The following is a 21483-nucleotide window of genomic DNA, read 5'->3' as shown; positions in this document are numbered from 1 at the left end:
AGTGGTAGAGAGTCAACGGTAGACCGTCAGCGCCAGGGCGCCGAACAGACAGGTAAAGAGGCTCAGGCGCAGCAGCGCCGGGTGCCAGAAGAAGCGGTACAGGTCGAACCCCGAGAGGAATCGGTCCAGTGCCCAGGCCAGCGCCGCCGCGATGAAAAACATCAGGGTCATGGTCGGCATGTACACGCCGTGGAAGGCGATTTCACGAGGCATGTTCAAGTCCTTTGGGCTTGGTATTGGCGTAGGCGGTGAGCGGTGATTGCGGGTCGAGCAACGAGGTGCGGATAAAGTGCAGGTAGCTCTTGACCCGGCGCAGCGCCGACGTGTCGAAGTGCGGGGCAAAGGGTTCGTCGGTGGCTTGTACGCGGCTGATGGCGTGATCGACGGCGATCAGGGCGCGCTCCAGATTGCTCTGGCCCGGTTGCAGGAACAGCCGCACCAGCGAACGGCCCATCACACGGATCGACTGGCGCCATGGCTGGGACTCGGCGTACGCCGGATGCACCGGCAGGATCGCCTGCTCCTTGCGCAACTCGATGATGGCGTGCCCGACTTCCAGTACCACGAACATCCAGCGCAGCAGATCGCGCTGGACCTGTGGCTGCCCCGCCGCGAAGCCGTAGGCCTGATGCACCAGGTCGCGGGTGCGACTTTCGAATCGCGACGCCAGTCCCTTGAGCTTGCCACTGATGGCGTAGACCACCTGGCCACGCAAGTCCTGCTCCAGGCGCCGCCACAGCCAGCGACTGTTCGGCGGCAGAATGATCGCCCCGGCCGCCGCGCACACCAGCATGCCAAGCACCATGGCGATGTAGTCGTTGATGAAGGCGTATGGGTTGTAGACCGTGAGGTTGTCCGGCACCGAACCGGTACTGAAGAAGATCAGTAACCCAAGGCCGACACCGGCGTATTGCGGCCGCGAGCTCAGGAATGAACCGAGCACGAACACCGGTGCGAGCATCACACACAGCAACGGGAAGCCGTCGATCCACGGAAAGATGAAAAACATCTCGACGAAACCGATCAGCGCCCCGAGAAACGTCCCGCAGGCCATCTGGAACGCCATGCGCTTGGGGTTCGGCGTGGCGGCGGACAAGCCTACGGTGGCGGCGGCGATCAATGTCATGGTTGCTCCGCTCGGCCATGCCGTCGCCACCCAATAACTGCCCAGCACCACCAGGATGAATGCGGCGCGAATTCCCGAGGCCGCCGACACCAGCCAGTTGGTTTGCGGGGTGAACGGCTCGTCCCAGCGCTCTCGCTCATGACTGTGATCGGCCAGCGATGCGTGGGTCTGTGCATAACTGTGCAAGTCATCGACGAAGCGATAGAGCAATTCGTACGCCGTGTGGAAGTCCAGTAGCTCGGCATCGCTCGGACCGCTCTCCTGGAAGATCGCGCGCAGGCTTCGTACCCGCGCCGGCAAACCGGCCTTGTAGGCTGTCAGCGCCGTGACCAGGCGCGCCGCGTCGGCACTGGTCAGCGCGCGGCCGCTAAAGCCATCGAGCAGTTCGGCGAGGTCTTGCAAGCCTGGTTTGATGGCCGCCACGGCGTGATCGGTGTCACTGCTGCGCAGGCGTTCGAGCAACTGGTGCAAGGCGTTGAAACGCGTGGTGATCCCCATGAACTCGCTGTTCAAGCGGCTGAGCCGACCGTTGCGCCGACGCATATGCGGGTCTTCGAACACGGTGACGCTGCGCAGCCCTTCCAGGCCCACCGCTTCGGCGATGAAGCGCACGTTACCGGCCTCAAAGGCCTCGCGCTGACTGCGACCGCGCAAACCATCGGTGACGAACAGGGCAAACACCCCGAAGCGCTGATACAAGGCGTTGCGCATCGCGGCACTGGCGGTTTGCGGCAAGATCGCGGCGCTGACCAGGGTCGCGCAGAGAATCCCCAGGGAGATTTCCAGCACCCGCCAGACCGCTGCCATGAACGCGCCGTCCGGGTGGGCCAGCGCTGGCAACCCGACCATCGCGGCGGTGTAGCCGGCCAACACAAAACCGTAGGCGCGGAAGTTGCGGCAACGCGCTGCGCCGGCCGAGCAGATACCCACCCAGATCGCCAGCGAGCCGAGGAACAGTTCGGTGTTCTGCGCAAACAGGGCGATCAACGCCACCATCACCGTCGAACCGGCCAAGGTGCCCAGAAAGCGATAGAAACTCTTGGCGAACACCTGGCCGCTTTGCGGCTGCATGACGATGAACACGGTGATCATCGCCGTGCGCGGCTGCGGCAATTCCAGGCGCATGGCCAGCCACAGGGTCAGGAACGCGGCGACCAATACTTTGAAAATGTAGACCCAGGTCACGCCGTCGCTGCGCGCCCAGTCGAAGAAACCCCGGCGCCATTCAAGGGAATACAGCCAGCGCAAGGGTGCGGGCAAGGGGGTCATGGAATCCTGCTCATAATCAAAAGAAGCATGCCTGTGGCTGGAAAGCTTTTGTGGCGAGGGGATTTATCCCCGTTGGGTCGCGAAGCGGCCCCTAAACCTGCGCCCCGTTTATCAGGACCAACGCATTTACATTTATGGCGACTGCTTCGCAGCCGAACGGGGATAAATCCCCTCGCCACAAAAGCTCGCTCCCACTGGGGTTATGTTCAACGCAAAAGGACCGGGGTTTTCGGTGCAGCAGTCTGGCTGTCTTTCGGCACATCGTTGCCTGCACCGAGCCCACCACCCAACGCCGTCACCAATTCGGCATGGGCGCTGAGGCGTGCCGCCTGCACCTGCTGCTGCACCTGCTGCTGCTTGAACAACAGCGTCTGCGCATTGAGCACGTTGAGGTAATCGGTGAGCCCGCGCTGATAAGCGATCGTCGCGATGTCATAGGTTTTCTGCGCGGTGGCAACCGACTCGGCGGCGAAGGCCTGCTGCTTGTCCATGGACTCGCGACGAATCAACTGGTCAGAGATGTTCTTCAGGGCATTGACCAGGGTCTGGTTGTACTTGGCCACGGCAATGTCATAACCCGCCGAAGCCTCACCCAGCTCCGCGCGCAAACGGCCGCCGTCGAAAATCGGCAGGGATATCGCCGGCCCCACGTTGTAATTGAGCTTCCTGCCGGTCAGGAACTCCAGCGCCCCGCCACCGGTGGCCATGTAGCCCAGGCTGCCGACCAGATCGACGTTGGGATAGAAGCCTGCATGCGCCACGTCGATGCCCCGGGCCTGCGCCGCCACTTGCCAGCGGCTGGCGACCACGTCCGGACGTTGCCCGAGCAACTGCGCGGGCAACGACGACGGCAATTTCAGCGCTGCGCCCAGCGACAGCGTCGGCCGTTGCAATTGCGCCCCCTCCCCCGGCCCCTTGCCTGCGAGTGCAGCCAGTTGGTTGCGGCTCAGGGCGATTTCCTCGTCCAGTGCATCGATCTGGCGATGGGTTTCCGGCAGGGGCGTCTCGGCCTGGCTGACTTCGAAATGGGTGCCGATGCCGCCGTTCAGGCGCTTGTGTGCCAGATCAAGGATTTGCTGTTGCTGCTTCAATGTCGCTTCGACGATGTCCCGCTGCGCGTAATGCAACGAGAGCTCGATATAGACGCGCACGATGTTGTTCTGCAATTCGAGCTGCGCCTGACGCGCTTCGGCGACGGTCATGTGGGCCATGTCCACGGCGCGCTCGGTGGCATTGCTTTCACGGCCCCAGAGGTCGAGGGCGTAACTGAAGCCCAGCGCCGCGTTGTTGTCCCAGGTCGTGCTGTTGGCCAGATCGCCAGGGCCGTAGAACTGATCGGTGGGCCAATTGTGGCGCTTGAGCGTGGATTGGCCGTTGATCTGCAACGACTCGGCCGACTCGGCCACACCGGCGATGGAATTGGCCTGACGCACTCGCGCGGCGGCCATGGCCATGGTCGGGCTGCCTTGCACGGCGAGGTCGATCCAGCGATTCAGTTGCGGATCGCCATAAGCCTGCCACCATTGAGCAGTGGGCCAGTGCGCATCCTGCGCGGCGCTCTGGATGGCTTCGTCGGTGGCCAGCGAATCAGCCTCCAGCGCCTTGCCCTGCGGGGCGATACCTCCGGTTCCGATGCAGCCGCTGATTGCCAGGGTTAAAGCCAGAATACTGAGGGGTTGAAGCGTTCTGCTGATGCGACGCGGCACTGCTGAAAATTCCTGAGGTGGGGAACATAGGAGGGACGGCGCAATTCTAGGGGTGGGTTTTGAAGGCGATAAGCTGGGATTCCTGTGAATCTTTGTTACCGTTAACGCGATAATCCCTTTGTAGGGGTCTCCGCCCCTGAAACTTCGTGTCACAATTTGCCATCGAACCCGAGAGCACCCCATGGACACATTGCAAAACATGCGCGCCTTCAGTTACGTGGCCGAGGCCGGCAGCTTCACCGCCGCCGCCGTGCAACTGGACACCACCACGGCCAACGTCTCGCGCGCGGTCTCCAACCTGGAAGCCCACCTGCAAACCCGTCTGCTCAACCGAACGACACGTCGCATCGCCCTGACGGAAGCCGGCAAGCGCTATTTGCTGCGCTGCGAACAGATTCTGACGTACGTGGAAGAAGCCGAGGCAGAGGCCAGCGATGCCCACGCGCGCCCGGCCGGGCAGCTCAAGGTGCACACCATGACCGGTATCGGCCAGCACTTCGTGATCGACGCCATCGCCCGCTATCGCAAGACCCACCCGGACGTGACCTTCGACCTGACCATGGCCAACCGCGTGCCGGACCTGCTGGACGAGGGCTACGACGTGTCCATAGTGCTCGCCAGCGAACTGCCGGATTCGGGCTTTGTCTCCCAGCGCCTGGGGATCACCTACAGCATCGTTTGCGCGTCGCCGGCCTACGTTAAAGCCAACGGCTGCGCGCAAAAACCCAGCGATCTGCTGAACCACGCATGCCTGCGCCTGGTGAGCCCGGTCATCCCCTTGGAAAAGTGGGCCTTCGACGGACCCGAAGGGCAGGAAATGGTCACCATCAACAGCTCGCCGTTCCTGGTGAACTCGGCCGATGCGATGAAAACCGCGATCACCAGTGGCATGGGCGTTGGTGTACTGCCGCTGTATGCCGCGATCGACGGTTTGCGTAACGGCACGCTGGTGCGGGTGATGCCCAAGTACCGCTCGCAGGAGCTGAACCTGTACGCGATCTATCCGTCGCGGCAGTACCTGGATGCGAAGATCAAGACTTGGGTGGAGTACCTGCGCGGGTCGTTGCCGGAGTTGCTGGCGGCGCATCAGGCGGAATTGGCGGCGTATGAATTGAGCGGCAGTCTCGCCGGGGCGCGACTGCCAAACTGAGACGTTCCTGAACGACAGGCAAAGAAAACCGGACCAGATCCGTAATGCTGTTCACTTAAGCCATCGTGGTTTAACGGGAACGATCAGAACGACAGGCGATAAAAAACCCGGATCAGGTCCGGGTTTTTTATCGCCTGGGCTAGATCAGTGCAGGATCTGGCTCAGGAACAACTTGGTGCGTTCGTTCTGCGGGTTGTCGAAGAAGTCGTTCGGCGCCGCCTGCTCGACGATTTCGCCCTTGTCCATGAAGATCACGCGATTGGCCACGGTGCGGGCAAAGCCCATTTCGTGGGTCACGCAGAGCATGGTCATGCCGTCTTCAGCCAGGCCGATCATGGTGTCCAGAACCTCCTTCACCATCTCGGGGTCGAGTGCCGAAGTCGGTTCGTCGAACAACATGATTTTCGGTTTCATGCACAGCGCACGGGCAATCGCCACTCGCTGTTGCTGCCCGCCGGACAGTTGCCCCGGGTACTTGTGTGCCTGCTCCGGAATGCGTACGCGTTCCAGGTAGTGCATGGCGATTTCCTCGGCCTTGCGCTTGGGCATCTTGCGTACCCACATCGGCGCCAGGGTGCAGTTCTGCAGGATGGTCAGGTGCGGGAACAGGTTGAAGTGCTGGAACACCATGCCGACTTCGCGGCGGATCGCTTCGATCTGCTTGAGGTCATTGGTCAGTTCCACGCCATCGACCACGATGCGGCCCTGCTGGTGTTCTTCCAGGCGATTGAGGCAGCGGATGGTGGTGGACTTGCCCGAACCCGACGGCCCGCACAGGACGATCCGCTCGCCCTGCTTGACGTTGAGGTTGATGTCCTTGAGTACGTGAAACTGACCGTACCACTTGTTCACGCCCTGCATCTGGATAATGCCTTCAGGGCTCACAGGCTTCTTGATTGCTTCGCTCATAAAAAGAACTCCTAACGCTTGTGGCCTGTGTCGAGCTTGCGTTCCAGATGCATGGAATAGCGCGACATACCAAAACAGAAAATCCAGAACACCAGGGCGGCGAACACATAGCCTTCAGTGGCCATGCCCAGCCATTTCGGGTCGGCGGCGGCTTGCTTGACGCTGTTGAGCAGGTCGAACAGGCCGATGATGATCACCAGGCTCGTGTCCTTGAACAGCGCGATGAAGGTGTTGACGATGCCGGGGATCACCAGCTTCAGGGCTTGCGGCAGAATCACCAGGCCCATGCTGCGCCAGTAGCCCAGGCCCATTGCCGCGGCCGCTTCGTACTGTCCTTTAGGGATCGCTTGCAGACCGCCGCGCACCACCTCGGCCACGTAGGCCGACTGGAACAGGATCACGCCGATCAGCGCCCGCAGCAGCTTGTCGAAGTTCATGCCTTCGGGCAGGAACAACGGCAGCATCACCGAGGACATGAACAGCACCGTGATCAACGGCACGCCGCGCCAGAATTCGATGAAGGTCACGCAAACCACTCGAATCGCCGGCATGTTCGAACGTCGGCCCAATGCCAGGACAATCCCCAGGGGCAAGGCACCGGCAATACCGACGGTGGCGATCACCAGGGTCAGCATCAGGCCACCCCATTGGCTGGTCGCCACCTGGGTCAGGCCGAAGACGCCGCCGTGCAGCAGGCACCAGGCAATGATCGGGTACAGCACCAGGAAGCTCAGGCCATACACCGCTTTGTGATGGAATCGCGAGATGAACAACGGAGCCACGCCGATAACCGCCAGCCACACGGTCAGGTCGACGCGCCAGCGCAGTTCCGGCGGGTAGTAGCCGTACATGAACTGGCCGAAGCGCTGCTGGATGAACACCCAGCAGGCGCCCTCCTTGGTGCAGTCGGCGCGGGTGGTGCCCACCCAGTTGGCATCGATGATCGCCCAACTCAGGATCGGCGGTATCACCAGGTAGATCAGGTAGAACGCGAACAAGGTCAGCAGGGTGTTGAGCCAACTGGAGAACATGTTCGCGCGCATCCACGCCATCGGGCCGAAGACCTTGGCCGGCGGTGGCATGTCGGGTTTGAAAGTATGAGTACTCATGCGCTATTCCTTACCGCTCGATCAGCGCAATGCGCTTGTTGTACCAGTTCATCAGCAGGGAAATGCTGATACTGATCGCCAGGTAAACGCTCATGGTGATGGCAATCACCTCGATCGCCTGGCCGGTCTGGTTGAGCACCGTGCCTGCGAACAGCGAGACCATCTCCGGATACCCGATACCAGCCGCCAGCGAGGAGTTTTTCGCCAGGTTCAGGTATTGGCTGGTCAGCGGCGGAATGATCACGCGCAGGGCTTGCGGGATGATCACCTTGCGCAGGGTCGGACCGTTGCGCAGGCCGAGCGAATGCGCAGCTTCGGTCTGGCCGTGGCTGACCGACTTGATGCCCGAACGCACGATCTCGGCGATGAACGCGGCGGTGTACACCGTGAGCGCCAGGGTCAAGGCCAGCAGTTCCGGGATCAGCACCCAGCCGCCGACGAAGTTGAAGCCTTGCAGCTTGGGCATTTCCCAGTGCACTGGCGCGCCGAAGATCAACACGCACAGCGCCGGGATCGCCAGGAACAACGCCAGGCCAACCCAGAACTTGTGGAACGGCTCGCCCGTGGCTTCAAAGCGCTTGTTGGCCCAGCGGCTCATCAGCACGATGGCGACAATGGCCACGACGATGCTGATCACGAACGCCCAGAAACCATCGGCCATCAGCGCCGCCGGCATGTTCAGGCCGCGGCTGCTGACGAAGAAGGTGTCACCGAAGTTATGGCTGTTGCGCGGCCCCGGCATGGTCAGGAACACTGCGAAGTACCAGAACAGGATCTGCAGCAGAGGTGGAATGTTGCGGAATACCTCCACGTACACAGTCGCCAGCTTGGCGATGATCCAGTTCTTCGACAGTCGGGCCACGCCGACGATGAAACCGAGGATCGTCGCCAGGATCACGCCGATGAAGGTCACCAGCAAGGTGTTGAGCAACCCGATGACAAACACCCGGGCATAGCTGTCCGCTTCGGTGTAGTCGATCAGGTGTTGGGCGATGCCGAACCCGGCACTGCGCTCCAGAAAGTCAAAACCGGAGGTAATGCCCCGGTGTTGCAGGTTGGTCTGTGTGTTGTCGAACAGATACCAGCCGAGCGAGACCACCCCGATAATGGTGATGATCTGGAATACCCACGCACGCACTCGTGGATCGCTGAGGCTGAGCCTCTGCTTTGGTGCGCCGATTGAATTTTGCATGAAGTGCCCCGCAAAGAATGGAACAGAACATCACCCGGTGGTTGGCCCACCGGGTGATAGAACCATCAGCGCACTGGTGGTGCGTATTGAATGCCGCCAGCGTTCCACAAGGCGTTCAGCCCGCGGTCGATTTCCAGCGGAGTGCTCTTGCCGAGGTTTTTCTCGAACACTTCACCGTAGTTGCCGACTTGCTTGACGATCTGCACGACCCAGTCTTTCTTCACTTTCAGGTCTTTGCCGTATTCACCGTCGGTACCCAGCAGACGAGCGACGTCCGGGTTCTTGGTGGCCTTGGCTTCGGCTTCGACGTTTTTCGAGGTGATGCCGGCTTCTTCAGCGTTGAGCATGGCGTAGCCAACCCAGCGCACGATGGCCAGCCACTCGTCGTCGCCGTTACGCACGACCGGGCCCAGTGGCTCCTTGGAAATGGTTTCCGGCAGGACCACATAGTCCTTCGGCGAGGCCAGCTTGCTGCGCTGGGCAAACAGTTGGGATTTGTCCGAGGTCAGTACGTCGCAACGACCGGATTCAAGCGACTTGGCGCTCTCGTCGGAGGTGTCGAAAGTGATTGGGGTGTATTTCAGACCGTTGCCACGGAAGTAGTCGGAAACGTTCAGTTCGGTGGTGGTACCGGCCTGGATGCAGATGGTCGCGCCATCCAGCTCTTTGGCGCTCTTGACGCCCAGCTTGTTGTTGACCAGGAAGCCGATGCCATCGTAGTAGGTGATGAAGCCAGGGAATTTCAGACCCATGCCCGCGTCACGGGAGCTGGTCATGGTGGTGTTGCGCGACAGGATGTCGATCTCGCCGGACTGCAGCGCGGTGAAACGCTCCTTGGCGTTCAACTGGCTGAACTTGACCTTGGTCGCGTCGCCGAACACGGCAGCGGCCACGGCACGGCAGTAGTCGGCATCGATACCGACGATCTTGCCGGTGGAATCTGGAACCGAGAAGCCCGGCAGGCCATCGCTGACGCCGCACTGTACGAAACCTTTCTTCTGTACTGCATCCAGGGTCGCGCCCGCCTGAGCGAACCCACTGACGCCGAGTACCGCGGCTGCAGTCACGACTGCCAGGGTGGATTTCAACATCTTCATTCAAACCTCCAGTTTTGCTCTTGTTGTGTCGGAGCGTGAGTCCAGTCGCACCCTTTTGAGGCGTTGGTGACCCTTGTTGGCTTTTTATAGGGTCAACCGACGTAGGACCGTAGCCATGAGTCTAGTAGGAGAAAATCCATATAAAGGACAACTCACTTCTCACCAATCGGCCGAACGGGCTGTAGCCCTTTCTCGTTCGCGAAGCCCGTAGCGGCCACTGGCGAACATCCATTACCGGATTTTTTTGCTATCCCACTGCCAACAATGGCCTGATAGTGTTACCGACAGATGTGGGATTTTCGTACCAGCTTGCGTATAGCAAAGCCCGTACCACACCGACTGCTTAAGCGGTTAAGCGACAGGTCAATAGCAAAACTTGTAACCTTGCGACATCTTCGTAACTGATCAACCAGAGACGCCCTCAGACCTCGCACTCAATGAGAGCGCCCGCACATGTTTGGAGCAGCCATGACCAACCCATTGATTCTTGAACCCATCAAGACCGCAGATGCCTGCGTTATCTGGCTCCACGGCCTGGGCGCCGATCGATACGACTTCCTGCCAGTGGCCGAAGCCCTGCAGGAGACTTTGCTGAGTACACGATTCGTCCTGCCCCAGGCACCGACCCGCGCCGTCACCATCAATGGCGGTTACGAGATGCCGAGCTGGTACGACATATTGGCCATGAGCCCGGCACGGGCGATCAATCGCGAGCAGCTGGAAGAGTCGGCCAACTGGATAATCGAATTGCTCGAACAGCAGCGCGCCACCGGAATAGACGCTTCGCGAATTTTTCTCGCCGGCTTTTCCCAAGGCGGCGCCGTGGTTCTACACACCGCGTTTCTGAAATGGCAGGGCCCGCTGGGTGGCGTACTTGCCCTCTCGACTTATGCACCGACCTTCAGCGACACGCTGGAACTGTCCGCCAGCCAGCAGCGCATTCCGGTGCTTTCGCTGCACGGCCAGTACGATGACGTGGTGCAAAACTCGATGGGACGTAGCGCCTACGAGCATTTGAAACAGCGTGGTGTCACCGTGACATGGCAGGAATACCCAATGGGCCATGAAGTGTTACCCGAGGAAATTCGCGACATCGGCGTGTGGCTCGACGAGCGCCTGCGCTAAACAATGACGTTTAAAAACGCCCTTTGATCCATCCCTCTACGCCGCGCCCGATTCTTGCATTACACTGGCCGGCGTACATTCCTTAACCAATTGATGAGATGACCGTGCTCAAAGCACTCAAGAAAATGTTCGGTAAAAGCGAGACTGAGCAACTCGCGCCAGTCCCCAGCGCTCCTTCTCACGCCCCCAGCCACCGCACCGACGGTAGTCAGCCTGGCCGTACCACCGCCGTAGCGGCACCGAAACATGAGCCCGCGAGCACGGCGGCCGTCCAGCCTGCGGTGGTCGCTGCCCCCGAGCAGCCACTCAGCGCAACACCGAAACCCGCCAAACCCCGCCGCGAACCGAAGCCGAAAGCGCCGGTCATCCCCTGGAAACTCGAAGACTTCGTCGTCGAACCCCAGGAAGGCAAGACCCGTTTCCACGATTTCAAACTTGCCCCCGAACTGATGCATGCCATCCAGGACCTGGGCTTTCCGTACTGCACGCCGATCCAGGCCCAGGTGCTGGGTTTCACCCTCGCCGGCAAAGACGCCATCGGCCGCGCGCAGACCGGTACCGGCAAGACCGCGGCATTCCTGATTTCGATCATCACCCAGCTGCTGCAGACCCCGCCGCCGAAAGAGCGCTACATGGGTGAGCCGCGCGCGCTGATCATCGCACCGACTCGCGAACTGGTGGTGCAGATCGCCAAGGACGCGGCGGACCTGACCAAGTACACCGGCCTGAACGTCATGACGTTTGTGGGCGGCATGGACTTCGACAAACAACTCAAGCACCTCGAAGCCCGTCACTGCGACATTCTCGTGGCCACCCCAGGTCGCCTGCTGGACTTCAACCAGCGCGGCGACGTGCACCTGGACATGGTCGAAGTAATGGTGCTGGACGAAGCCGACCGCATGCTCGACATGGGCTTCATCCCGCAGGTGCGCCAGATCATTCGCCAGACCCCGCCAAAGAACGAGCGTCAGACGCTGCTGTTCTCGGCGACCTTCACCGATGACGTGATGAACCTGGCCAAGCAGTGGACCACCGACCCGGCCATCGTCGAGATCGAGTCGCAGAATGTGGCCAGCGAAAACGTCGAGCAGCACATCTACGCAGTGGCCGGTGCCGACAAATACAAGCTGCTCTACAACCTGGTCACCGACAACGGCTGGGAGCGGGTCATCGTCTTCGCCAACCGCAAGGACGAAGTGCGCCGCATCGAAGAACGCCTGGTGCGCGACGGGGTCAACGCCGCGCAGCTCTCGGGTGATGTGCCGCAACACAAGCGCATCAAGACCCTGGAAGGTTTCCGCGAAGGCAAGATCCGCGTGCTGGTCGCCACCGATGTGGCAGGTCGCGGTATCCATATCGACGGCATCAGCCACGTTATCAACTTCACCCTGCCGGAAGTCCCGGACGACTACGTGCATCGCATCGGCCGTACCGGCCGTGCCGGTGCCGACGGCGTTTCCATCAGTTTTGCCGGTGAAGACGACTCCTACCAGCTACCGGCTATCGAGGAAAAGCTGGGGCGCAAAATCAGCTGTGAAACACCGCCGACGCATCTATTGCGGGCGGTTGAGCGCAAGCGGCCGCACTGAGCCCCCTTGCAGTAACAAGCGCAGCCGGAAACGGACTGCGCTTTTTTTTCGCCCGGAGATTGCCAGAGATATCTAAAAGTCCATAATAGACAAATTAGTTTACATTCCAGCGCCCGGAGCCGACCATGCCCAGCACCCCTTACGTGATCAATCAGACCCAGGCCCGCGAGTTGCTGGCACAGGTGGACGTGCCGCAAATCCTGCGCAAGCTGTTCCGCGACCTGGCCGCCGGGCAAGCGGTGCAGCCGGCACAGCAACTGGTGGAGTTTCCACAGGGTGCCGGCGACTTCATCAATTACCTGGGCGTGCTGGCCGAAGACGGCGTGTACGGAATCAAGACTTCGCCATACATCGTCCGTGAACAGGGGCCACTGGTGACGGCGTGGACGTTGTTGATGTCGATGCAAACCGGGCAGCCGCTGATGCTTTGCGATGCGGGCGAGCTGACCACGGCCCGCACCGCTGCAACCACCGCCGTGGCGGTCGATGCCCTCGCGCCGCTCACCGCCAATCGCCTGGCAATCATCGGCAGCGGCAAAGTGGCCCAGGCGCACCTGCATTACGTGAAAGGCCTGCGCGATTGGCAAAGCATCAGCCTGTACTCGCCAAGCCTGAGTGAAGACCTTGAAACGGTGAGCCTGCTCAAAACCATCGAGCCGCGCCTGACCATCGCGCAAAGTCTCGAGGCCGCCATCAGTGACGCGGATGTCGTCATGCTCTGCACCTCGTCCGCAGGTCCGGTGATCGATCCGTCGAGCCTGAGTAAACCGGCGCTGATCACCTCCATCAGCACCAACGCGCCGCGCGCCCATGAGGTGCCGCCGCAGAGCCTCAATGACATGCAGGTATTCTGCGACTACCGTATGACCACCCCGGGTTCGGCCGGTGAGATGCTGATTGCGGGCGAGCAGCATGGCTGGGATAGAAATGCGATTGTTGGCGATTTGCCCGACCTGCTCAGCGAGAAAGTGCAGCGCCCCGACTATGAGCGCCATGTGTTCTTCCGCTCCATCGGCCTGGGCCTGGAGGACATTGCGCTGGCCAATGCCATCTACCGCCTACACCCCTGACACCCCAATTCACTTGTGGGAGCGAGCCTGCTCGCGAATACGATCGTTCATTCAACATTGATGTTGACTGATACGACGCTTTCGCGAGCAGGCTCGCTCCCACAGAGAATCTCGACAACATTGGCATTTGCGCCCCATCAGGAGACGTTCATGAGCCAGGCAGACTTCATCATCATCGGCGGCGGGATTGCCGGCGCTTCCACCGGTTTCTGGCTGTCGCAGCACGCACGCGTGATCGTGCTCGAACGCGAGTCCCACCCGGCCTATCACTCCACCGGACGCTCGGCGGCGCTGTACACCGCCGCCTACGGAACACCTCAGGTGCGTGCGTTAACCCAGGCCAGCCGCGACTTCTTCGACAATCCGCCAAGCGGTTTCTGCGAACACCCGCTGCTGACCCCGCGCGGCGAGATGACCGTGGACTTTACCGGCGACCCGGCCGAACTGAACAATCAATACCTGAGCGCCAAAGCCACGGTCCCTGAAATGCAATTGCTGAGCGCCGATGAGGCCTGCGTGCGCGTGCCGATCCTGCGCCGGGAAAAAGTCCACGGCGCGATCTACGATCCGACTGCCAGCGACATCGACACCGATGCCCTGCATCAGGGCTACCTGCGTGGCATCCGCCGCAATCAGGGCGAAGTCCATACCGACAGCGAAGTCCTGAGCCTGAGCCGCGATGCCGCAGGCTTGTGGCAGGTACAAACCCAGGGCCAGACCTTCAGCGCGCCGGTCATCATCAACGCCGCCGGCGCCTGGGCCGACAAGATCGGTGAAATGGCCGGTGCCCGGCCCCTGGGCCTGCAACCCAAGCGCCGCGCGGCCTTCATCTTCGCCGGCCCCGAGGGCGTGGACATCCACCATTGGCCGATGCTGGTGAGCCTCGACGAATCCTTCTACATGAAACCCGATGCCGGGATGTTCCTCGGCTCGCCGGCCAACGCAGACCCGGTCGACCCCCACGACGTGCAGCCCGAAGAGCTGGACATCGCCATGGGCATCTACCAGATCGAGGAAGCCACCACCCTGACCATCCGCCGCCCGACCCGAACCTGGGCTGGTTTGCGCAGTTTTGTCAGCGATGGCGACTTGCTGTCCGGCTTCGATCCGCAGGTGCAGGGGTTGTTCTGGGTGGCGGCACAAGGCGGCTACGGCATCCAGACCTCGCCAGCCATGGGCCAGGCCAGTGCCGCGCTCGTACGCGGTGAACCCCTGCCCGAACCCCTCACCCGCTTCGGTCTGAATGCCGCAATGCTGTCCCCTGCCCGCCTGGGTTGACTGCAGTCCTCAGGTGACGCGCCGATTCGATTGCGGCACACTTTCAGCGTCCTGTTTGACGGGGCGCTGAAGCTGCCCGGAGCCCCACTGTATGAACGCACCTGAACAAGATCCGGTCCTGAACGAGACGTCCCTGGACAACTTCCGGGCCATCGCCGATGCCATCGCCACGCTGTTTTTCCCCCACGCCGAAGTGGTGCTGCACGATTTGCGCACGCAAAAGGTCGACTACATCGCCAACAACCTGTCGAAACGGGAAATCGGTGACGACTCGGCCCTGGAGGACATGCTCAGCGACGATGTCAGCGAACGCAACATCGGGCCATACGAAAAGCTCAATTGGGATGGTCAGAAGATTCGCAGTCTCAGCACCGTGCTGCGCGACCGCGAGGGACACCCGCTGGCGGTGCTGTGCATCAACCTGAATATTTCGCTGTTCGAGAATGCCAAGGCCGCGCTGGACTTGTTCCTGTCGCCGACCAAGCTGATTCCGCAGCCCGATGCACTGTTTCGCGATGACTGGCAGGAGCGGATCAACACCTTCCTCCACGCCTGGCTGCGCGAACGCCAGCTGAGCCTGAACCTGCTAACCCGCGACCACAAACGTGAACTGGTGCTGGCCCTGCACGCCGAAGGCGCCTTCAAGGGCAAGAGCGCATCGAACTATGTGGCCAATGTACTGAACATGGGGCGGGCGACGGTGTACAAGCATTTGAAGGAACTCAAAGGCTGAGCATCCGACACCAACACACCGTATGGCCATGGTCGCCAACGATAACGCGGGAAACCCGACACCCCGCCGCGACCTCAGGCCCACCTGTAGGAGCGAGCACGCTCGCGATGTTCGTCAACGATAACGCGGGAAACCTGACACCCCGCCGTGACCTCAGGTTCATCGCGAGCATGCTCGCTCCTACAGATGGCGCGTCCCCAGCCCGTTATTCCAGCGCCGCAGCCGGGCCGAAGAACTCGTAGCGGCTCTGCTTCTCGGGTACGCCCAACGCCTTGAGGTGGCGCTTGACCGCCGCCATGAAGCCTTTAGGCCCAAGGAAGTAAGCATCCAGGTCGCGCTCTTCGGGCAACCAGGCCGCCAGTTGTTCCTGGCTCAGCAGCCCGACCTTGTGCGCTGCCGGGCTGACGCCGTCATCTTCGGCATAGCAGTAGAAACGCTTGAGTTGCGGGTGACGCTCGGCCAGCCCGTCGATCCAGTCGCGGAAGGCGTGGACGCTGCCATTGCGTGCGCAGTGGATAAAGTGCACCGGCCTCTCGGTTTCCAGGGCCGCTTCCAGCATGGCCAGGGTCGGGGTGATGCCGACGCCACCGCTGATCAGCACCAGCGGTTTGTCACTGGCGCTCAGGGTGAACTCGCCCGATGGCGGGAACAGCTGGATGCTCGCCCCTACATGCAATTGATCGTGCAAGTGATTGGAGGCTCGCCCGCCATCTTCACGCTTGACGCTAATGCGGTATTGGCCCTTGTTCGCCAACGCCGACAGCGAATAGTTGCGACGAATCTCTTCGCCATCAAGGATCAGTTTCATGCCGATGTACTGGCCTGGCTCGGCGGCGAGGATAGGCCCCTTGTCAGCCGGTTCGAAATAGAAAGAGGTGATTTCCACACTTTCCTCGACCTTGGCCGCCACGATGAATTCCCGCGCCCCGCGCCAGCCGCCCGGTGCCTGCTCTTTCTGGTCGTAGATACTGGTTTCGGCACCGATCAGGATGTCCGCCAGTTGACCGTAAGCCGCTCCCCATGCCGCAATCACTTCAGGCGTGGCGATTTCTTCGCCCAGCACCTCGGCAATGGCCCGCAGCAGGCAGCTACCTACAATCGGGTAGTGTTCCGGCAGAATCTGCAGGGCCACGTGCTTGTTGATGATCTTGGCCACCAGATCGCCCAACTGATCAAGCTGGTCGATGTGGCGGGCGTACATCAATACACCGTTCGCCAGGGCGCGCGGTTGATCACCGCTGGCCTGGTGAGCCTGGTTGAACAGAGGACGGACTTGCGGATATTCGGACAACATCATCCGGTAGAAGTGAGTGATCAGCGCTTCGCCACCGCTTTCAAGCAATGGCACAGTGGACTTGACGATGGCACGGTCTTGAACGCTCAGCATAAGGTGACTCCTGGGCAACGGGTTTTTTTAACAGTTGCCTTAGACTTATCAGTTTCCGTGCCAACTATTAAAACCTTAAAAATCAATTACTTAATTGCGCAGTAGTCATTACGACACACAGCAGGTTATAGTCTTATCGACTACACGGAGTCACTATGACTGCAAAATCCTTGCTTACTGCGCTGTTGCCACTGGTGGCGGACCTGTCCCGCGAACTCCCCGAGGGCGAACGCTATCGACGCTTGCTGGAAGCCATGCGCGCCCTGCTCCCCTGTGATGCCGCCGCCCTGCTGCGCCTCGATGGCGAATGGCTGGTGCCGCTGGCTGTCGATGGCTTGAGCACCGATACCCTCGGCCGGCGCTTCAAGGTCAGCGAACACCCGCGTTTTGAGGCACTGCTCAGCAGCGCCGGCCCCACGCGGTTTGCCGCTGACAGCAATATGCCCGACCCGTATGACGGCCTGGTCGATGGCCTGGACGATCATCTGGAAGTCCACGATTGCATGGGTTGCCCGCTGTTTATCGATGAGCGACCGTGGGGCCTGCTGACACTCGACGCCCTCAACCCGGAACAGTTCGAACCGATCGAGCTCGATGCCCTGGAGGCTTTCGCCAGCCTCGCGGCAGCTACCGTCAACGCCGCTGAACGGATCGAGCGCTTGAACAACAGGGTCGAAGACGAACACCAGCGCGCCGAGGTATACCGTCAGGCCAGCGGCCAGCAAAGCCGCGAAATGATTGGTCAAAGCAAAGCGCACAAACGCCTGGTGGAAGAGATCAACCTGGTGGGCGGCAGCGATCTGACGGTGCTGATCACCGGGGAAACCGGGGTGGGCAAGGAGCTGGTGGCCCAGGCTATCCACGCCGCCTCGCCGCGTGCCGACAAACCCATTATCAGCCTCAACTGCGCTGCCTTGCCGGATACGCTGGTGGAGAGCGAGCTGTTCGGGCACGTCCGCGGGGCCTTTACCGGGGCGCTGAACGACCGACGCGGCAAGTTTGAACTGGCCAATGGCGGCACGCTGTTCCTGGATGAGGTGGGCGAGCTGTCGCTGACCGTGCAGGCCAAATTGCTGCGCGTGCTGCAAAGCGGTCAGCTACAGCGGCTGGGTTCGGACAAGGAGCATCAGGTCGATGTGCGACTGATCGCAGCGACCAATCGCGACTTGGCCGAAGAAGTGCGCAGTGGTCGCTACCGCGCCGATTTTTATCACCGGCTCAGCGTTTACCCGTTGCTGGTACCGGCACTGCGTGACCGTGGGCGCGATGTGTTGCTGCTCAGCGGTTACTTCCTCGAACAGAACCGCTCGCGCATGGGCCTCAACAGCCTGCGCCTGAGCACCGATGCCCAAGCGGCGTTGTTGGCCTACGGTTGGCCCGGCAATGTGCGCGAGCTGGAACACCTGATCGGCCGCAGTGCGTTGAAGGCGCTGGGTAACTGCAAGGAGCGACCGAAAATTCTCAGCTTGAGTGCCGCCGACCTCGATCTGCCCCATGGCAACGTCGAAGTCAGCGCCGAGCAACCCACCGCTGCAGCCGAAACGGTGACCGGGGATTTGCGCGAAGCCACCGAGCGTTATCAGCGCCAATTGATCGGCGCTTGCCTTGAACGACACCACCACAACTGGGCGAGCGCTGCCCGCGAGCTGGGCCTGGATCGGGCCAACCTCGGGCGGATGGCCAAGCGCCTGGGGATGAAATAAGCACCGGGGGCAATCGCTGCGAGTGGCGCATAACTTGCTTCGAGAGCCATCTTCGCGGCGACATTCTGTCGCCGCTGCCTGCCCCCGGATGCGACTGACCGCCCAATGAATACGACGTTTTCCTGTGTAGGCTGTGGCAAATGCTGCAATGACCACCACGTGCCCCTGACCCTGCAAGAAGCCCGGATGTGGGCGGCCGACGGTGGCCAGGTCATCGTGTTGGTGGAAGCCTTCCTGGGCAATGGCCTGGGCCTGCCGGCTCAGCAACGCGAGCACGCCGAACGGCGCTCGGCAGTGGTGCGCAGCGGCACCTGCGAGGCTTTCGTTGCCATCACTTTTGCCGCCTACAGCACCGGCGCCTGCCGCCATCTTGACCAGGACAACCTGTGCCGCATCTACGAACGCCGGCCGCTGGTGTGCCGCATCTATCCGATGGAGATCAATCCGCACATTCCCCTGAACATCGCTGCCAAGGAATGTCCGCCGCAATCATGGGAACAGGGACCGCCGCTGATTGTCGGTGGAGAGCTGGCGGATCCGCAACTGGCGGACCTGATCCAGCGCTCTCGCCAGGCGGATCGCGATGACATCCACATCAAGGATGCGATATGCGCGCTATTGGAGATTCGAACCACTGCACTCAAGGGCGACGGGTTTACCGCTTACCTGCCGGACATGACCGCGTTCGCCACGATCATCGACGAATTGGCCGGACAGACGTTACCGGCGTGGGAAAGCGAATGGCAGTTTCATGTGTCGGGGAACGATGTCGCCGGCCCCCTATTGGCAGCGGGTGCGCAGGTGGCGACCGAGTCGCCCGCTCACTATGCTTTCATTTCGTTGCGAAAGGCTTGAGCCCACCAGGCAACACCTGTATTCGCCCCTTCGCGAAGCACACTGGATAAACCTGAGACCTAACGCTTGCCCATCGAACGGCGAGTCCCCGGAGGCGCCATCCCCGGCGTCTTGGTGTGGCCATTCTTGGCGCCGTTCTTGTACCACGGCTGGCTGGCGTCCTTGGTGGCCTGCAGCTCACCGGGCTTGAACGGGAACTTGAACGCCGGGATTGCGGATTTGGTCTCGCTGTCAGCGCTGGAGTCGACGCTGTCTGGCAGCTCTGCCTGTTCGTCGCTCAAGGCGTCGGCTACCGGCGGTTGTTTCGGGGAAGTCATGAAAAGCTCCGGGTGATGCACACTGTGTCGGGCCCGTTCAGCGAGCCGCGAAAGACGCCAGTATAGCGGAAGGGCAGGTACAAGCTTCAAGCTGCAAGCTTCAAGTTAAACGCGCTGCGGATAGCTTTTGACTTGCGGCTTGGCGCTTGAAGCTTGTAGCTTTCCTCCCATTCTCTCCGCCTGACGAGCCCTGCGCCCATGAAAAAGACTGTTCTCGCCTTCAGCCGCGTCACGCCAGAAATGGTTGAACGCCTGCAACAAGACTTCGACGTCATCGTGCCGAACCCGAAAAAGGGTGATATCAACGCTCAGTTTAACGAAGCCCTGCCCCATGCCCACGGATTGATCGGGGTCGGTCGCAAGCTCGGTCGTGCACAACTGGAAAACGCCGCCAGTCTGGAAGTCGTGTCCAGCGTTTCCGTGGGCTATGACAACTACGACGTGGACTATTTCAACGAACGCGGGATCATGCTCACCAACACCCCGGACGTGCTGACTGAAAGCACCGCCGACCTGGCCTTCGCCTTGTTGATGAGCAGTGCACGCCGCGTCGCCGAGCTCGACGCCTGGACCAAGGCAGGCCAGTGGCAAGCCACCGTCGGTGCCCCGCTGTTCGGCTGCGATGTCCACGGCAAGACCCTGGGCATTGTCGGCATGGGTAACATCGGCGCGGCCATCGCGCGCCGAGGTCGGCTGGGCTTCAACATGCCGATCATCTACAGCGGCAACAGCCGCAAGACTGCGCTGGAGCAGGAACTCGGTGCGCAAATGCGCAGCCTGGACGAGCTGTTGGCTGAAGCCGACTTCGTTTGCCTGGTGGTTCCGCTCAGCGAGAAGACCAGACACTTGATCAGCCATCGCGAACTGGCCCTGATGAAGCCGAGCGCGATCCTGGTGAACATCGCTCGGGGTCCAGTGGTGGACGAGCCAGCACTGATCGATGCGCTGCAAAACAACCGCATTCGCGGTGCCGGGCTGGACGTGTATGAAAAGGAGCCGCTGGCCGAGTCGCCGCTGTTTCAGCTGAAAAACGCAGTGACCTTGCCGCATATCGGTTCGGCCACCCATGAAACCCGCGATGCCATGGCCAACCGTGCCCTGGCGAACCTGCGCAGCGCCTTGCTAGGTGAGCGCCCACAAGACCTGGTCAACCCGCAGGTCTGGAAAGGCTGAATGAACGATGGCACGTCGGGTTGGACGTGCCATTTTTTCATAACTTCAAGCGACCTGCTATTAAATAGTACAGACGACATAACTCGCAACGTAGTCTCCGACTGAACTTTCCCGAACAACTATAAACTTCGAGCCATTAAAAAAGCACCCAGCGTGCACTCGGAGAATACCCCAATGAATAAACTCACCACCGCCTCCGTGATAAGGCGGAGCAAAGTACTTATTGTTTTAACCGCTACATTATTCGGCTTGATGACGCTGGCCAACAATGTTACCGATTATGCGGCATACGCCGAATACATCGGGCGCATCATCAGCATGAGCGACACCACGGGCAACGACTCACGGCGCTACAGGTCCATTACGTCCAACATGTTTCATCATCGCTTTTACTGGGCAATCATTTCACTCGAAATTATTTTTACTTTTAGTTGCCTGGTGGGAACCTGGCAGCTCTATCGAAAACTCGATGCACCACGCAACGAGTTTCATGAAGCAAAAAAATTCGCGATCGCTGGCCTCGTGACAGGTATTTTTGTTTATCAGGCTTTATACGTCACCATACTCAATGAATGGTTCGACATGGATTACTCCGTTCACCGCAACACCTATATTTGGGCACAAAACAATATTGAATACATGTTTTTCGGCCTGATCTTTCTCACGGCAATAAAAGACAGCTGAACAGCCTGCGG

General features: G+C 60.7%; 19 protein-coding genes. 10 read left to right on the top strand and 9 right to left on the bottom strand.

Annotated elements, in window-relative coordinates; genetic code table 11:
- Positions 1-12: 12 nt before the first annotated feature.
- From QLG10_RS17180 to QLG10_RS17170, 3 genes are all read right to left on the bottom strand, one after another.
- A complete protein-coding gene (locus QLG10_RS17180; protein ID WP_007896379.1) occupies positions 13-213 on the bottom strand; it encodes a DUF1656 domain-containing protein in 201 nt (66 codons plus the stop codon).
- Positions 203-2395 carry an FUSC family protein gene (locus QLG10_RS17175; protein ID WP_110746928.1) on the bottom strand — a complete coding sequence of 731 codons (2193 nt, stop codon included), beginning with the start codon at positions 2393-2395 and terminating at the stop codon, positions 203-205. Before QLG10_RS17175 ends, QLG10_RS17180 begins: the two co-directional genes overlap by 11 nt.
- Before the next feature lie 206 nt (positions 2396-2601).
- Entirely contained in the window at positions 2602-4101 is a 1500-nt protein-coding gene (locus QLG10_RS17170; protein ID WP_282487734.1) for an efflux transporter outer membrane subunit, read from the bottom strand.
- Positions 4102-4282: 181 nt separating this feature from the next.
- Between QLG10_RS17170 and QLG10_RS17165 the strand changes: the two genes are divergently transcribed.
- On the top strand, positions 4283-5251 hold the full coding sequence (locus QLG10_RS17165; RefSeq protein ID WP_248678026.1) for a LysR family transcriptional regulator: 969 nt from the start codon (positions 4283-4285) through the stop codon (positions 5249-5251).
- A 144-nt stretch (positions 5252-5395) separates the two neighbouring features.
- On the opposite strand, the gene QLG10_RS17160 is transcribed toward QLG10_RS17165, so the two are convergent.
- The 4 genes from QLG10_RS17160 to QLG10_RS17145 all read right to left on the bottom strand — a co-directional run bounded on the left by QLG10_RS17160 (position 5396) and on the right by QLG10_RS17145 (position 9558).
- Positions 5396-6160: an amino acid ABC transporter ATP-binding protein gene (locus tag QLG10_RS17160; protein ID WP_007905492.1), complete on the bottom strand. Its 765-nt coding sequence runs from the start codon at positions 6158-6160 to the stop codon at positions 5396-5398.
- 11 nt (positions 6161-6171) lie between these two features.
- Positions 6172-7269, bottom strand: a complete 1098-nt coding sequence (locus QLG10_RS17155) for an amino acid ABC transporter permease (RefSeq protein ID WP_110746923.1) — start codon at positions 7267-7269, stop codon at positions 6172-6174.
- Positions 7270-7279: 10 nt separating this feature from the next.
- On the bottom strand, positions 7280-8461 hold the full coding sequence (locus QLG10_RS17150; protein WP_110746921.1) for an amino acid ABC transporter permease: 1182 nt from the start codon (positions 8459-8461) through the stop codon (positions 7280-7282).
- Positions 8462-8526: 65 nt separating this feature from the next.
- Entirely contained in the window at positions 8527-9558 is a 1032-nt protein-coding gene (locus QLG10_RS17145; protein WP_020796717.1) for an amino acid ABC transporter substrate-binding protein, read from the bottom strand.
- A 468-nt stretch (positions 9559-10026) separates the two neighbouring features.
- Here QLG10_RS17145 and QLG10_RS17140 point away from each other — a divergent pair, with 468 nt between their 5' ends.
- The 5 genes from QLG10_RS17140 to QLG10_RS17120 all read left to right on the top strand — a co-directional run bounded on the left by QLG10_RS17140 (position 10027) and on the right by QLG10_RS17120 (position 15353).
- On the top strand, positions 10027-10683 hold the full coding sequence (locus QLG10_RS17140) for an alpha/beta hydrolase (RefSeq protein ID WP_110746920.1): 657 nt from the start codon (positions 10027-10029) through the stop codon (positions 10681-10683).
- A 98-nt stretch (positions 10684-10781) separates the two neighbouring features.
- Positions 10782-12272 carry an ATP-dependent RNA helicase RhlB gene (gene rhlB, locus QLG10_RS17135; protein ID WP_282487733.1) on the top strand — a complete coding sequence of 497 codons (1491 nt, stop codon included), beginning with the start codon at positions 10782-10784 and terminating at the stop codon, positions 12270-12272.
- A gap of 125 nt (positions 12273-12397) precedes the next feature.
- On the top strand, positions 12398-13342 hold the full coding sequence (locus QLG10_RS17130) for an ornithine cyclodeaminase family protein (RefSeq protein ID WP_188264296.1): 945 nt from the start codon (positions 12398-12400) through the stop codon (positions 13340-13342).
- A 150-nt stretch (positions 13343-13492) separates the two neighbouring features.
- Positions 13493-14620: an FAD-binding oxidoreductase gene (locus QLG10_RS17125; RefSeq protein ID WP_188264295.1), complete on the top strand. Its 1128-nt coding sequence runs from the start codon at positions 13493-13495 to the stop codon at positions 14618-14620.
- Positions 14621-14711: 91 nt separating this feature from the next.
- Entirely contained in the window at positions 14712-15353 is a 642-nt protein-coding gene (locus tag QLG10_RS17120) for a PAS domain-containing protein (protein ID WP_110746911.1), read from the top strand.
- A 205-nt stretch (positions 15354-15558) separates the two neighbouring features.
- Here QLG10_RS17120 and hmpA read toward each other — a convergent pair whose 3' ends face one another.
- On the bottom strand, positions 15559-16740 hold the full coding sequence (hmpA, locus tag QLG10_RS17115; protein ID WP_188264294.1) for an NO-inducible flavohemoprotein: 1182 nt from the start codon (positions 16738-16740) through the stop codon (positions 15559-15561).
- Positions 16741-16895: 155 nt separating this feature from the next.
- Between hmpA and norR the strand changes: the two genes are divergently transcribed.
- Both norR and QLG10_RS17105 read left to right on the top strand, forming a co-directional pair.
- Complete coding sequence (gene norR, locus QLG10_RS17110) at positions 16896-18443, top strand: nitric oxide reductase transcriptional regulator NorR (protein ID WP_248678030.1); 1548 nt, start codon at positions 16896-16898, stop codon at positions 18441-18443.
- Between the two features lie 105 nt (positions 18444-18548).
- Entirely contained in the window at positions 18549-19298 is a 750-nt protein-coding gene (locus QLG10_RS17105; protein ID WP_110746905.1) for a YkgJ family cysteine cluster protein, read from the top strand.
- Positions 19299-19357: 59 nt separating this feature from the next.
- Here QLG10_RS17105 and QLG10_RS17100 read toward each other — a convergent pair whose 3' ends face one another.
- Positions 19358-19615, bottom strand: a complete 258-nt coding sequence (locus tag QLG10_RS17100) for a hypothetical protein (protein WP_110746903.1) — start codon at positions 19613-19615, stop codon at positions 19358-19360.
- A gap of 198 nt (positions 19616-19813) precedes the next feature.
- Here QLG10_RS17100 and QLG10_RS17095 point away from each other — a divergent pair, with 198 nt between their 5' ends.
- Both QLG10_RS17095 and QLG10_RS17090 read left to right on the top strand, forming a co-directional pair.
- Positions 19814-20788 (top strand): D-glycerate dehydrogenase, encoded by a 975-nt coding sequence (locus tag QLG10_RS17095; RefSeq protein WP_020796705.1) that lies wholly within the window; start codon positions 19814-19816, stop codon positions 20786-20788.
- 174 nt (positions 20789-20962) lie between these two features.
- Positions 20963-21472: a DUF2165 family protein gene (locus tag QLG10_RS17090; protein WP_042955299.1), complete on the top strand. Its 510-nt coding sequence runs from the start codon at positions 20963-20965 to the stop codon at positions 21470-21472.
- Positions 21473-21483 lie beyond the last annotated feature (11 nt).

It is taken from the genome of Pseudomonas sp. V98_8 (assembly GCF_029967975.1).
GTDB lineage: Bacteria > Pseudomonadota > Gammaproteobacteria > Pseudomonadales > Pseudomonadaceae > Aquipseudomonas > Aquipseudomonas umsongensis.
This window is presented reverse-complemented; position numbering and strand designations above follow the sequence as displayed.

Coding starts and splice junctions, on each gene's coding strand:
- QLG10_RS17180 (WP_007896379.1), bottom strand. CDS start 213: ATGCCTCGTGAAATCGCCTTCCACGGCGTGTACATGCCGACCATGACC.
- QLG10_RS17175 (WP_110746928.1), bottom strand. CDS start 2,395: ATGACCCCCTTGCCCGCACCCTTGCGCTGGCTGTATTCCCTTGAATGG.
- QLG10_RS17165 (WP_248678026.1), top strand. CDS start 4,283: ATGGACACATTGCAAAACATGCGCGCCTTCAGTTACGTGGCCGAGGCC.
- QLG10_RS17160 (WP_007905492.1), bottom strand. CDS start 6,160: ATGAGCGAAGCAATCAAGAAGCCTGTGAGCCCTGAAGGCATTATCCAG.
- QLG10_RS17155 (WP_110746923.1), bottom strand. CDS start 7,269: ATGAGTACTCATACTTTCAAACCCGACATGCCACCGCCGGCCAAGGTC.
- QLG10_RS17150 (WP_110746921.1), bottom strand. CDS start 8,461: ATGCAAAATTCAATCGGCGCACCAAAGCAGAGGCTCAGCCTCAGCGAT.
- QLG10_RS17145 (WP_020796717.1), bottom strand. CDS start 9,558: ATGAAGATGTTGAAATCCACCCTGGCAGTCGTGACTGCAGCCGCGGTA.
- QLG10_RS17140 (WP_110746920.1), top strand. CDS start 10,027: ATGACCAACCCATTGATTCTTGAACCCATCAAGACCGCAGATGCCTGC.
- rhlB (WP_282487733.1), top strand. CDS start 10,782: ATGACCGTGCTCAAAGCACTCAAGAAAATGTTCGGTAAAAGCGAGACT.
- QLG10_RS17130 (WP_188264296.1), top strand. CDS start 12,398: ATGCCCAGCACCCCTTACGTGATCAATCAGACCCAGGCCCGCGAGTTG.
- QLG10_RS17125 (WP_188264295.1), top strand. CDS start 13,493: ATGAGCCAGGCAGACTTCATCATCATCGGCGGCGGGATTGCCGGCGCT.
- QLG10_RS17120 (WP_110746911.1), top strand. CDS start 14,712: ATGAACGCACCTGAACAAGATCCGGTCCTGAACGAGACGTCCCTGGAC.
- hmpA (WP_188264294.1), bottom strand. CDS start 16,740: ATGCTGAGCGTTCAAGACCGTGCCATCGTCAAGTCCACTGTGCCATTG.
- norR (WP_248678030.1), top strand. CDS start 16,896: ATGACTGCAAAATCCTTGCTTACTGCGCTGTTGCCACTGGTGGCGGAC.
- QLG10_RS17105 (WP_110746905.1), top strand. CDS start 18,549: ATGAATACGACGTTTTCCTGTGTAGGCTGTGGCAAATGCTGCAATGAC.
- QLG10_RS17100 (WP_110746903.1), bottom strand. CDS start 19,615: ATGACTTCCCCGAAACAACCGCCGGTAGCCGACGCCTTGAGCGACGAA.
- QLG10_RS17095 (WP_020796705.1), top strand. CDS start 19,814: ATGAAAAAGACTGTTCTCGCCTTCAGCCGCGTCACGCCAGAAATGGTT.
- QLG10_RS17090 (WP_042955299.1), top strand. CDS start 20,963: ATGAATAAACTCACCACCGCCTCCGTGATAAGGCGGAGCAAAGTACTT.